10 protein-coding genes are annotated in these 12,001 nt (G+C 70.3%); 6 read left to right on the top strand and 4 right to left on the bottom strand.

The window, feature by feature from the left end; all coding sequences use genetic code 11:
* Positions 1–54 precede the first annotated feature (54 nt).
* Together IE265_RS26615 and IE265_RS26620 are read right to left on the bottom strand one after the other, a co-directional pair.
* A complete protein-coding gene (locus IE265_RS26615) occupies positions 55–1,278 on the bottom strand; it encodes an oxygenase MpaB family protein (protein WP_190038229.1) in 1,224 nt (407 codons plus the stop codon).
* 115 nt (positions 1,279–1,393) lie between these two features.
* Positions 1,394–2,626, bottom strand: a complete 1,233-nt coding sequence (locus tag IE265_RS26620) for an oxygenase MpaB family protein (RefSeq protein ID WP_190038230.1) — start codon at positions 2,624–2,626, stop codon at positions 1,394–1,396.
* A gap of 328 nt (positions 2,627–2,954) precedes the next feature.
* Here IE265_RS26620 and IE265_RS26625 point away from each other — a divergent pair, with 328 nt between their 5' ends.
* The 5 genes from IE265_RS26625 (at position 2,955) to IE265_RS26645 (ending at position 9,072) form a co-directional block, all read left to right on the top strand.
* Complete coding sequence (locus IE265_RS26625) at positions 2,955–3,644, top strand: TetR/AcrR family transcriptional regulator (protein ID WP_229916555.1); 690 nt, start codon at positions 2,955–2,957, stop codon at positions 3,642–3,644.
* A gap of 649 nt (positions 3,645–4,293) precedes the next feature.
* On the top strand, positions 4,294–6,111 hold the full coding sequence (locus IE265_RS26630; RefSeq protein WP_229916557.1) for an AMP-dependent synthetase/ligase: 1,818 nt from the start codon (positions 4,294–4,296) through the stop codon (positions 6,109–6,111).
* A 124-nt stretch (positions 6,112–6,235) separates the two neighbouring features.
* Positions 6,236–6,856 carry a TetR/AcrR family transcriptional regulator gene (locus tag IE265_RS26635; protein WP_194687781.1) on the top strand — a complete coding sequence of 207 codons (621 nt, stop codon included), beginning with the start codon at positions 6,236–6,238 and terminating at the stop codon, positions 6,854–6,856.
* Between the two features lie 86 nt (positions 6,857–6,942).
* Entirely contained in the window at positions 6,943–8,085 is a 1,143-nt protein-coding gene (locus IE265_RS26640) for an acyl-CoA dehydrogenase family protein (RefSeq protein WP_190038232.1), read from the top strand.
* A gap of 9 nt (positions 8,086–8,094) precedes the next feature.
* On the top strand, positions 8,095–9,072 hold the full coding sequence (locus IE265_RS26645) for an NAD(P)H-dependent flavin oxidoreductase (RefSeq protein WP_190038233.1): 978 nt from the start codon (positions 8,095–8,097) through the stop codon (positions 9,070–9,072).
* A gap of 119 nt (positions 9,073–9,191) precedes the next feature.
* Here the strand turns inward: IE265_RS26645 and IE265_RS26650 are convergent, their stop codons facing one another.
* Entirely contained in the window at positions 9,192–9,830 is a 639-nt protein-coding gene (locus IE265_RS26650; RefSeq protein WP_190038234.1) for a transcriptional regulator, read from the bottom strand.
* Between the two features lie 100 nt (positions 9,831–9,930).
* Complete coding sequence (locus IE265_RS26655) at positions 9,931–10,392, bottom strand: hypothetical protein (protein ID WP_190038235.1); 462 nt, start codon at positions 10,390–10,392, stop codon at positions 9,931–9,933.
* 370 nt (positions 10,393–10,762) lie between these two features.
* Here IE265_RS26655 and IE265_RS26660 point away from each other — a divergent pair, with 370 nt between their 5' ends.
* On the top strand, positions 10,763–11,797 hold the full coding sequence (locus IE265_RS26660; RefSeq protein WP_190038236.1) for a DUF6215 domain-containing protein: 1,035 nt from the start codon (positions 10,763–10,765) through the stop codon (positions 11,795–11,797).
* The last annotated feature ends 204 nt before the right edge of the window (positions 11,798–12,001 follow it).

Consider the following 12,001-nt stretch of genomic DNA (forward strand, 5'->3'; position numbering starts at 1 on the left):
GTCGGCGCCGGTGGTCGGTGCGGTTTCAGGAGAGGGCGTCCGGGCGCGGGACGTTCAGGCGGGGCGGTTCATGTCCGGGATGGAGATGGAGATCGGTTGCGCCTCGTTGAGGAAGAGGAGGACGAACTGGCGCAGCGCCTCCTCCAGGGTCCAGGCGGCGGCCGGGATCACCGGCAGGGCGATCAGCCCTTCCCTGAAGGCCACCAGAAGGGGCCACGCGGCCGCGATCAGCGGTTCCAGGATCGGCTCCCGGGCGAGACCGATCATGTCGCCCACGCGGTCGCCGAGGGTGTACCTGGAGAACGCGCTGATCAGGGGCCGGGTCAGACCGAGGTCGAGCTCGGCCACGATGTCCAGGAGGACTTCGGTCAGCGCCCTGCCCTCGTAGGTGGAGGCCAGCACCGGGTCGAGGAGTTGCCTGGACTGGGCGTTGGCCGCGTCCCAGGTCGCCGGGATGTACTCGTCGCGCACCCCGAGCATGTGTGCGCTGACCTGCCACACGTGCAGGTACGCCTCCGCGTCGGCGGCGCTGACCCGGACACCCCACTCCCTCATCCTGCGCATGACGAACGTGGCGAGGCTGTGCCACGTGACGAGGATGTCCGCCTGGCTGATCGGCGACTTCTGGCCGCCGCTGGTCCGGGTCCAGTCCGGGGACTGCGGCAGCAGGTGGCGCACCGCCGCGTGCACCATGCGCGTCTTCACGCCGGTCACGATCATCGAGCCCTGCGGCAGATAGGCGTCCAGGGCCCCGATGTCGTAGCCGAGCTTCGCCGTCTTGGCGATGCGGTCCTTCATGTCCGCACCGCCCTTGGAGTAGTAGACGGCGCGTGACTCCCGGGGGATGGCGGTGCTCATGAGCCCGCTGCCCAGCCCGTAGAGCGCTCCGATGTAGATCCCCTTCTTCAGGTTGATCCGCGAGGCGCGGTCGAGTTTGTCCCTGTCCGCCCAGGACGGCATCCGGCGGGCGTGGTCCATGAACTCCCGCAGGTCTGCGGGGAGTCCTGCGGGCGGCGCCTGGTCGTTGCGGGTCCAGGTGGCCAGTTGGTCGTTGATCGCGCCGATTCCGCCGCGTTCGAGCACGGCCGCGAGTACGGGGTCGGCCTCCTCGTCCCACACCCACTGCGGGTCGATTCCCGCACCGGAGCCCGCCACCGAACTGCCCGGCGCCCACGTCCACAGGGACCGGGCGTTGGCCGGCGTGGCCAGGCCCAGCGCTCCGAGGGCCCCCAGGGCCCCGCCTGCCGTCAACACCTTGCGTCTGCTGAACCCGTCCATTGCTCCGAACTCCTCTGTGAGTCCTGTGTGAGGTGTGCTGCGGTCCCGTTCGCCGGGCCTCTCGAAGTGCTCGGCGGTGCGGGACGACCGGTGACGCATGCGGTGCCCCCACGCTTCAGCCGGTGCCGGGCCGGTTGGTGTCGGGGAGGCTGATCGTGGCGCCCCGGCCCTTGGTGAGGAACCACAGGATGTACTGGCGGATCGCCTCGTCGATCGTCCAGGCCAGGGGCGGCACCAGCGGCAGCGGCAGCAGCCCCTCGCGGAAGGCGACCAGTGGCGGCCACACGAGCTTGATCGTCTTCAGCCAGAACCGCTCTTCGGGGATGGCGTCGAGGTCGGCGACCCGGTCGCCGACCAGATAGCGGGCGAGCGCGTCGACGAGGGGGCGGTCGATGCCGCCGGGGCTGGTCTGCTCGGCGAGTTGGCCGAGGAGGATGTCGGTCAGTTCGACGCCTTCTCGCGTGGACGCCAGGACCGGGTCCAAGACCTGCTTGGACTGGGCCTCGGCCGCGTCCCAGGTGGCGGGGATGTACTCGTCGTGCGCCCCGAGCATGTGCACGCTGACCTGCCACACGTGGAGATACGCCGCCGACTCGGCCGGAGTCACGTTGATCTTCCACTCCAGCATCTTCTGCATCGCGTACGTGGCGAGACTGTGCCAGGTGACCATGATGTCGGCCTGGCTGATCGGTGTCTTCTGGCCGTCGCTGATCCGGGGCCAGGCCGGGGACTGCGGCAGCAGGTGCCGAACCGCCGCGTGCACCATGCGCGTCTTCACGGCCTGCACGATGACGTCGCCGTCGGGCCGGTAGGCGTCGAGCGCCCCGATGGCGAAGCCGAGCAGGCTCGTCTTGGCGACGCGGTCCTCCATGTCCGCGCCGCCCTTGGAGTGGTAGACGGAGCGCGCCTCCCGGGGGATGGCGGTACTGAGCATGCCGCCGCCGACGCCGTTGAGGAGGTTGAGGTAGAAGCCCCGGCCCTTGTTGAACGTGGCCGCAGCCTCCAGCTTGGCGCGGTCCGCCCACGGGGGCAGTTGGCGCGCGTGCTCCATGAAGTCCCGCAGTTCCGCGGGGAGTCCGGTCGGCACCGGCTGGTCGTTGCGGGTCCAGGTGGCCAGTCGTGCGTTGACCGCCGCGACCTCACCGCGCTCCAGCACGGCGGCGACCACCGGGTCGGCCTCCTCGTCCCACACCCATTGCGGGTCGATTCCCGCACCGGAGCCCGCCACCGAACTGCCCGGCGCCCACGTCCACAAGGACCGGGCGTTGGCGGGTGCGACGCCCAGCGCCGTGAAGGCGCCGAGAGCTCCGCCCGCCATCAACATCTTGCGCCTGCTGAGTCCGTCCATCGCGCTGAACTCCTCCTTGAGTCCTGTGGCTCGGGTCCCGGGCTCGTGACCCGGCGGCCGGGTGCGGCTCCGGCTCGTCGAATCCGGACGTGCGGGCTCTGTGGGCACTGTGGTTCCGGCCGTGCGGCCCTGTCGCTGAGGCCTCGTCGCCGCCGGCCCTGCGACCTCGTGACCCTGCGGTTCCGTCGGAGCGTCCGAGCCTGGATGCGCCAAGCCGGGATGCATCGCCCCCCTTGATACGATGAAACTGTTCGAGGCTCTCTGTATCACCAGGGGAGCACAGGCGGCGCGACAGCGCCAGAGTCTTCACCGAATCAGGGAGGCACTCGTGGAACCTGTGCCGCCGGGCCGCACAAGGCCTTCCGGCTCCCCCTCCATGCTCGAACTCGCCTTCAACGAAGCCGTATCGGGCAGCGAACCCGCCGACGGCGTGTCCGTGCGCCTGCTCGACGCCGCCCACGACCTGTTCTGCCGGATGGGGATCAAACGGACCACGATGGCGGACGTGGCACGGCTCGCGGGGGTCTCCCGGATCACCGTCTACCGACGCTTCGCCACCAAGGAGGCACTCGTCGAGCAGGTCGTGCGACGCGAGTTCCGGCGCTACTTCGACCAGTTCGTCGTCGAGATCCGGGCGGCCCGGACCGTGGCCGACCGCGTCGTCCTGGGATTCGTCGGCTCGCTGCGCGCCATCCGGCACAACCGGTTGATCGGCGGCCTGATGGCCGTCGAGCCCGATGCGCTCGTGCCGTCGATGACCGGCGACGACGGCCGCACCCTGCTCACGGTGCGGCAGTTCGTCGCCGAGCGGCTCCGCCGGGAGCAACTGGCCGGCCACGTGGCGGGCGGGGTGGACGTGGACCTGGTCGCCGAGATGATGGTCCGCGTCTCCGCGTCGTTCCTGGTCTTCCCGAGCCACCTCATCGACCTCGACGACGATGTGCGGATGAGCGCGGTGGCCCGGCAGTTCCTCGTCCCGATGCTCGGGCCGCCGCACTCGGTCCCGGCTCCCCCGTAGCGTTCACCCCTCTCCGCCTTCGCCGGCAGGGACGCGGGCGGTTCGAAGCACTGCCCGTACCGGACGGCCGGCTCACCTGTGCCGGCCACGAAGCGGGGCAGCCCGCCGGGGTGGCCGTTGACGTGCCGCAGGTCGCCGCCGGTCCACGGGGAACGCCGATGTCCGGGATCGGGCCGACGCCGACCTCCAGGCGTCCGGCGTCGCGGTGCGAACGGCGGCGCCGGTCGCCGACGAGCCCGGTCACCAGCGACGGCGGCTCGACGTGGTGCGGTGATCCGTTCCGGCCCCGTCCACGGGGAGTTCGGATCGCGTCGTGGATGAACGCTTCGGTCACTGCCTTCGCACTTCCTCTCCACCGGGGCGCGCACTGCCGAAGTCCCGCCCGCACCGGCAGCGAGGGCTCCAACCCGGCCGGCGCCGCGCTTCGGCGAGGACAGGTAAGAGCAGATATTGACTGCATGTCAATAGAACAACGCAGGCCTATTTCCTTGCAATGAACGGCAGTTGCGCGTCCACGACAGCGCAACGAGGCCCGCCACCGATCTACTGCGGGCCCCTTGCCCAACCTATTGACACTCCGCCAACAACGGGTTCAGTGTGGGGGCCGCTCAACCGGTCCGCACCTGGTTCGCGAGGGAGGGAGCCCGACGTGACCACAGCAGAGCCGCCGCACGACTACGTCGAGGGGCTGACGATCACAGAACTGCTGCGCCGCAACGCGCGGGAGTTCGCCGAGCGGCCCGCACTGACCACCGGCCCCGGCCCCCACGCGGGGACCCTGAACTGGACGCAGCTGCGCACCGAGGTCGCGGCCCTCACCCGGGGCCTGGCCGCGCTCGGCGTGACCCGGGGCGACCGCGTGCTCGTCGCCATGTCCCGGCGGGCCGAGCACTGGATCACGGACCTGGCCGCCGTACACCTGGGAGCCTTGTCGTGCAGCACGTACGACACGCTGAGCACCGAGCAGATCGGCGCCCTGGCCCGGCACAGTGCCGCCGGCCTCGTCGTCCTGGAGGGCGAGGAGCAACTGGCCCGCTGGCGACCGGTACTGGACGAGCTGCCGCACCTGCGCGTCGTCGTCCTCGACCCGGACGCCGTCCCGGCCGACGACCCGCGTTTCGTCGGCTACGCGACCGTACGCAACGCCGTGCCGCCCGACAACGACGCGTTCGAGGCGCTCACCGACGCCGCCACCCCCGACCGGCCGCTGGCCCTGGTGTACACCTCGGGCACCACCGGCGACCCCAAGGGCGTGGTGCTCTCCCACCGCAACGTGATCCACGAGTCCGCGATGCAGGAACGGCTCGTCCCCCTCCCTGACCATCCGCGCACGGTGGCCCATCTCCCGATGGGCCACATCGCCGAGCGGGTGCTCGGGATCTACATGCCCCTCTACACCGCCGGCCACGTCACCATCTGCCCGGACCCGGGCCAGTTCCTGCCCACGCTGCTCGCGGTGCGCCCGCAGGGGTTCTTCGGCGTCCCCCGTGTGTGGGAAAAGCTCGCCGCCGGCCTGCTGGCCCGGATCACCACCCTGCCGGCGGACCAGGCCGCGGCCGTCGCGCAGGCCCAGCAGACCGCTCTGGAGGTGTACCGCCTCCGCTCCGCGGGCAAGGAGGTCCCCACCGAAAAGGCCGCCGCGCTGGAGGAGTTCGACCGCCACGTGCTGCGGCCCGTGCGGACCACCGTCGGACTCGACTCGTGCCGGCGCGCATTCAGCGGAGCCGCGCCGCTCCCCACCGGCGTCCTGGAGTTCCTGGCGAGTGTGGGACTGCCGGTCTACGAGGTGTGGGGGCTGAGCGAGACCACCGGCGCCGCGACGGTCAGCACACCTGCGGCGTTCGCGCCCGGCTCCGTCGGGCAGCCCGGTCCGGGCATCGAGGTCAAGGAGGCCGAGGACGGCGAGCTCCTGGTCCGGGGCCCCGTCGTCTTCTCCGGCTACCTCCGGGCCGACGGACACGTGGAGCCCGCGACCGATGCGGAAGGCTGGCTGGCCACCGGGGACATCGGCACGGTCGACTCACGGGGCATCGTCACCGTCACCGACCGCAAGAAGGAGATCATCATCACCACCGGCGGCAAGAACATCGCCCCGGCGAGGATCGAGTCCCGGCTGCGGGCCCATCCCCTGGTCGCCCACGCCGTCGCGATCGGCGACCGGCGCCACCACGTCACCGCGCTCCTCGTCCTCGACGAGGAAACCGCCCCGCTCTGGGCCCGCACACACGGGATCGACGCCACCGACCTGGACGAACTGGCCCGCCACCCCAAGGTGCTGGCCGCCCTGGACACCGCGGTCGAGGAGACCAACGCGGCGCTCTCACGGCCGGAACAGGTCAAGCGCTACCGCGTCCTCGCGGGCCCGTGGACCGCGGAGTCCGGTGAGCTGACCCCGAAACTGAGTCTGCGTCGCAGGGCCATCGACGAGCGGCACGCCGCGACGATCGAGTCGATGTACGACACATAGGCGCCTGCCGCGGCCCCGCGCGGGACAGGCGGGCGGCAGGTCGTCGACGGAGCTGTCGGTGGCATCACGAGAGAACCCGGGACAGCCGAGACAGCCGAGAGAACCGAGAGAAGGCGAACGACGGATGGTCGGTCAGCGCCAGGCGCCACGACGCAGGATGGAGCCGGACGCCCGACGCGCGGAGATCCTCTCCGTCGCGCGCAGACTCTTCGGGGCGAACAGCTATGCCTCGGTGTCCACGTCGGACATCGCGGCCGAAGCCGGTGTGGCCCGCGCGCTGATCAACCACTACTTCGGCGGCAAGCGGCAGCTCTACCTGGAAGTGGTGCGCCAGATGATGGTCGTACCGGCCTCGGTGTCGGAGCGGCTGCCGCCGACCACGCCCGAGGAACGCCTGTCGATCTGCGTCGACCGCTGGCTCGAAGTCGTCGAACGCAACCGGGACATGTGGCTGTCCGCGATCGGTCTGGAATCCCTCGGCAACGACCCCGAGATCGACCAGATCATGCTCGAAGCCGATGAGATCGCGACCGACCGGATCCTCGAGGCAGCCATGATGACTGACATCACCGAGGGGCGGACCAAACTGCGGGCGATGATCCGTGCCCACAGCAGCATGCTCAAGGCCGCCTCCCGCGAGTGGCTGGTGCGCGGCACCCTCAGCCGCAGCGACCTGCACGTCATCCTCACCCGCACGGTGCTGCACCTGCTCAACACCGTCTTCCCGGCACTGCGGGAGAAGTGAGCACACTCCACGACCGAGCCGGCATCGAGCACGTCTCGGCGAAGGCGACACCGCGATCACGCCGAAGAGAGAGGAAGAGGGACACCATGCCCCGAGCCCTGTCGGACGAACGTCGCGACCTGGTCAAGGCGGTACGCGACTTCTGCCGCCGCGAGTGCGGCACGAAGGAACAGCGCGACAAGCTGACCGCCAACGGCCAGGAGCAGCACAACCAGCAGCTGTACGAGAAGATGGCGGGGCTGGGCTGGCTGGGCATCGCCGTACCGGAGACGTACGGCGGCGCGGGCCTCAGCATGGTCGACCTCTGCCTGTTCCTCCAGGAGACCTCCTACGGACAGGCACCCATCAGCGGCTTCGGGACCACCGTCATCGCCGCCGCCGCGTACGAGAGGTTCGGCACCGAGGAGCAGAAGCGCCTCGTCCTCGAAGGTGTGGCGAAGGGCCGGGTCGAGGCCATCTCGATGTCCGAACCGGGCGCCGGGTCGGACGTGGGCGCGCTCACCTGCCGAGCCGATCGCACCGACGGCGGATACCTCGTCAACGGCCAGAAGACCTGGTGCTCCAACGCGCACTTCGCCGACCACATCCTGCTCATCGCACGCACAGGGCGGGACGGGACCAAGCACGACGGACTCACCCAGTTCATGGTGCCGACCGACGCCGAGGGCCTGCGGATCAGCGGTATCGACACCATGGGCGGCAGGGACGTCAACGACCTCTACTTCACGGACACCTTCGTACCCGACTCCGCGGTCGTCGGCACCCCGGGACAAGCGTGGAACCAGTTGATGGCGGGGCTCAACCTGGAACGGATGATCCTCGGCGCGCTGATGCTGGGCGTGGCCCGGCGGGCCTTCGACGACACCCTCGCCTACGTCCGCCAACGCGAGCAGTTCGGCCGGCCGATCGGCTCCTTCCAGTCGCTCAAGCACCGTGTCGCCGACATGGCCACCGAACTCGCCTGCGCCGGGCTGCTCCTCGACGACGTCGCCGCCGCCATCGACGCCGAACCCGACCGCGTGTTCGCCCGGGAGGCGTCCATGGTCAAGCTCAAGTGCACCGAACTCGCCAAGCACGTGACCCTGGAGGGCATGCAGATGATGGGCGGATACGGCTACGCCACGGAGTACGGCATGGAGGCCATGCTGCGGCGGACGGTCGTCTCCACGGTCTACGGCGGCACCAGCGAGATCCAGCGCGACATCATCGGCAAGACCTACGGTCTGTAGGGGCGTACGGTGCTGACCACACGATTCAGTACGGCGTTCGGCGTCGAACACCCCATCGTCCAGGGCGGTATGCAGTGGGTGGGCGTGGCGGAGCTGGTCTCGGCGGTCGCGAACGCGGGCGCCCTCGGCTTCCTCACCGCGCTCACCCAGCCGACACCGGAGGCGCTGGTGAAGGAGATCGAACGCTGCCGGGAGATGACCGACAAGCCGTTCGGCGTGAATCTGACGATCCTGCCGACCATCACGCCGCCGCCCTACGACGAGTACCGGCGCGCGATCATCGAATCCGGTGTCACCGTCGTGGAGACGGCCGGCTCCAGTCCCGAGGCGCACCTGCCGGAGTTCCGCGCGCACAACGTCAAGGTGCTGCACAAGTGCACCAGCGTGCGGCACGCGGTGAAGGCCGAGGAGATCGGCGTCGACGCCGTGAGCATCGACGGGTTCGAGTGCGCCGGCCACCCCGGCGAGGACGACATCCCGGGACTGGTCCTGATCCCGGCGGCAGCACGCCGGCTCACCGTCCCCCTGATCGCCTCCGGCGGATTCACCGACGGCCGCGGCCTGGTCGCCGCGCTCGCCCTGGGGGCCGAGGGCATCAGCATGGGCACGCGCTTCCTGTGCACAGTGGAGTCACCGGTGCACCCCGGCGTCAAGGAGCGGATCGTCGCCAACACAGAACTCGACACCGAGCTGATCCTCCGCTCCCTGCGCAACACCGCGCGGGTCGCCAGCAACTCGGTCAGCCGCAAGGTCGTCGAGATCCTCGACGACGGCGGCGAGTTCGCGGACGTCCGGCAACTCGTCTCGGGCGCCCGGGGACGCACGGTCTTCGACAGCGGCGACGTGGAGGCGGGCATCTGGAGCGCCGGCTTGGCCCAAGGGCTCATCGACGACATCCCGACCGTCGACGATGTCGTGCGGCGCACCGTCGCCGAGGCCGACGACCTGATCTCCGGGCGGCTCACCGCCTTCCGCCGGGCGGCCTGAAGCGGGCCACGACCCGCCCCGCTCGTCCGGCGGGGACGCCGGCCCTCCGCGCGGACGCCGTCGGCGTGGAGAGGGCAGCGGCCGATGGTGCGACGCGGGCCCGTGCGGGGCCGCGCGGGCTACGACTCGGAACCGCGCGCGATGCCGAGGGTGGCCAGCAGGTCCTCGTGGAACTGGAACCACACGGTGTGGCAGGAGTCCTGGCCGACCGCGTCGACCCATCGCCGTTCGCCCCGTTCCACCCGGGCGATCGCCGCGGAGTAGCGGCCCGCGTAGCCGTCGAAGCGCGTCAGCGTTTCGGCGAGTCCGGTGCACAGGGCCGTCAGACGCCTGCCGAAGGAGCCAAGGCTGTCGATCACCCGGTCGTCCCAGCCGAAGTCGGTGTGGTCGTTGGCCGCCAGGGGATCGCCCGGAGCGGGCCGCACCTGCCAGCGGGTGACCGCCGCCTGGAAGCGGGCGTTGAGCGGCAGGAACGCGGCGTGGACCTCCATGACGGCCGGCCGCGCACCGCACGAGCTGAGCTCCGCGGCGAGCTGCCGCTCGTTCTCCGCCCGCCCCCGCTCGGTGAGACTCCAACCGCCCGTACCGGCGAAGTCCGCGCGGCGGACCCATCCGTACGACTCGTAGTCGAGCAGCAGCTCGGCGGCGGTTGCGGGGTCAAGGCCGAAGCGCGCGGCCGCCGAGCGTGCCTCGACCATGCCGCCCAGCCGCACGGCGTGCAGGACCAGCAGACCGGTGTCCGAGACGTGTGATGGCATACGTCCATGATCGCATCCGGCCCGGACACCGGCAGCCCCGGCTCAGGTTGGACATCCGTCCGCACGGGCGCTCGACCGGGAGGGCCGGCCGTGCGAGCCGCTAGCAGAACCGGGTGTCCGGGAGCACGTTGTCCGGGTAGTCGATGTAGTAACTGGCCATCCAGCCGTCGAAGTTGGGCGTGATGATGTAGACCCAGTACGGGTTGCCGCCCACGGTCTGGCTGCCGGTCCGCTGGCACCAGACCTCGAAGGACGTGCCCGGGTTCACCTGTCCCCGGATGTTCGGACAGTTGGCCGTGGACGGCGACATGCCACAGGTCGTGACGCTGGCGTTGTTGTGGCGCACGTTCACGTTCGTCGCCCAGGTGGTGAAGGCGCGCTGGATGGTGACATCGCCTTCGCCCTTGCCCGCGACGGCGGGCAGGGAGCCAGGTGCCACGGTGCCGACTGCTCCCGCGGGGACGCCGACCGCCGCGGACTCCAGTTGACTGGCGCCCGCGGACGGGGCCATCGCGAACACTGCCGCCAACGCCATCAGCGCGCCGAGAAATGCCTTGCGCATCACAACTCCTTGTCGATGGGACGACCTTGTCCAGCGCCGCCGCTCCTGACGAGCGCTCTCCGCTGCGGCCCGCCGGACCGGTAGGGGTCGCAGCGGGGAGCGACCCTGCCGACCCTGCGATTCGGCGTCGATCCCCCCGGGCATCGACGCAGTGCAGGGCCGGACAGCCTCCGTAGCGCCAGCGGGCCGCCGTATCCCGTGACGGGTTGCAGCGAGACTAGGAGCAGGCGGGCGGGCGGGGACCCTGACAGATGTCAGGACCCCGTGCCATGCCTCCCCGTGCATGGCCCCGCAGGGTGCACCCGAGGCACACACCCAGAACTCCGGTTTCCTTCTTGGCAAATATGATCTTGTCTGGTGAGATCACCGGATGATCGGTTTCATCATCCGTCGACTGCCCTTCTGGGTCCGTGAGCCGCTGCTCATCGTGGTCGGGTCCGTCCTCGGCGTACGCATCATGTATCTCGCCGTCCACGATCACGACCGGGTCGCCGCCGGTCTCGGCGTGGTGTTCCTCGTGTTCACCGCGATACGTGTCCATGTGGTGATCCGGGCCCTGCGCACGCGCCGCGATCCGGGTCCGGCGGCCCCCGCGGACGGAACGGCAGCCGATTCCGCTGCCCAGGCCCAACCCTCGGTCCAGGCCCAAACCCAGCTCCAGGCCCAGGTGCCCGAGCCCGGGCGGCGTCCTGGCCCGGCCACGCCGGAGAAGGAGCCCAACCCGTGGGGGCAGGCCTTCGCCGCGGTGGCCGTGTTCGGGGCACTCGGCGCCGCGGTGTGGTTCGGCCCGCGCTTCATGCCGTCCGACACCACTGCCCCACAACCCGTCTCGTGCTCGGACGAGGCGCACGGGAAGCTCCCGAAGGCCTACCGCGACACACCCCGGCCGGTGACCGGTGACGAGCTGTGCAAGGCGCTCAACCGGCCGGAACTGGCCGAACTCCTCGGGACGCCCGGCGAGAGCGCGACCTCTGTCTCCAGCGCCGACAACACCGCTCCCCTGACCGACGGGAAGGTCGCCCAGCCGGAGGCCGAGGTCGCGTTCGACACGTACACCGTGAACGTCTCGGCCACCTACAACCACCTCACCACCGACCAGTACGTGAAGCTCATGAGGTCCGGGAACGAGAGTGACGTCAAGACGCTCACGGTCCTCGGCCGCCCCGCGTTCCTCTCCTCGGACCACACCATGAGGATCGAGATCAACCTCGGGGGCGGCGGATCCGGTGGACCGGTCGAAGAGGGCCCCCTGGCCCGGACGCTGACCGTGGCGCTCGACCGCGACGACAAGGGCGGCTACTGCGAGATCACCGTGTGGAGCTCGTCCGGAGCCCTCCCGGACGACAGGGCCCTCCTCGACATCTCCGAGAAGGTGCTGCCCGGAATCCCCGGCCGGACCGCGTGACACCCACCGGCGGCCGCAGGCCGGCCACTGAGAAGCTTGCGAGCAACTCATGCCTAAAATAAGCAATTTGATGGGACGTCAAGTCGTGTACGCGTGACATCCTGTCCGGCGCGGACCGGGACACTCGACCGGAGCGGCGGGCATCATTCGGTGTGTACGCCGGGCCGTGCGTACACAGGCAGGGGTACGCACTCGGTGAGAGCG

The organism is Streptomyces fructofermentans, assembly GCF_014651055.1.
Classification (GTDB): Bacteria; Actinomycetota; Actinomycetes; order Streptomycetales; family Streptomycetaceae; genus Streptomyces; species Streptomyces fructofermentans.

What these genes read in the sequence shown, in the direction of transcription:
- IE265_RS26615 (WP_190038229.1), bottom strand. Translation starts at nt 1,278, where the DNA reads ATGGACGGGTTCAGCAGACGCAAGGTGTTGACGGCAGGCGGGGCCCTG.
- IE265_RS26620 (WP_190038230.1), bottom strand. Translation starts at nt 2,626, where the DNA reads ATGGACGGACTCAGCAGGCGCAAGATGTTGATGGCGGGCGGAGCTCTC.
- IE265_RS26635 (WP_194687781.1), top strand. Translation starts at nt 6,236, where the DNA reads ATGGTCGGTCAGCGCCAGGCGCCACGACGCAGGATGGAGCCGGACGCC.
- IE265_RS26640 (WP_190038232.1), top strand. Translation starts at nt 6,943, where the DNA reads ATGCCCCGAGCCCTGTCGGACGAACGTCGCGACCTGGTCAAGGCGGTA.
- IE265_RS26650 (WP_190038234.1), bottom strand. Translation starts at nt 9,830, where the DNA reads ATGCCATCACACGTCTCGGACACCGGTCTGCTGGTCCTGCACGCCGTG.
- IE265_RS26655 (WP_190038235.1), bottom strand. Translation starts at nt 10,392, where the DNA reads ATGCGCAAGGCATTTCTCGGCGCGCTGATGGCGTTGGCGGCAGTGTTC.
- IE265_RS26660 (WP_190038236.1), top strand. Translation starts at nt 10,763, where the DNA reads ATGATCGGTTTCATCATCCGTCGACTGCCCTTCTGGGTCCGTGAGCCG.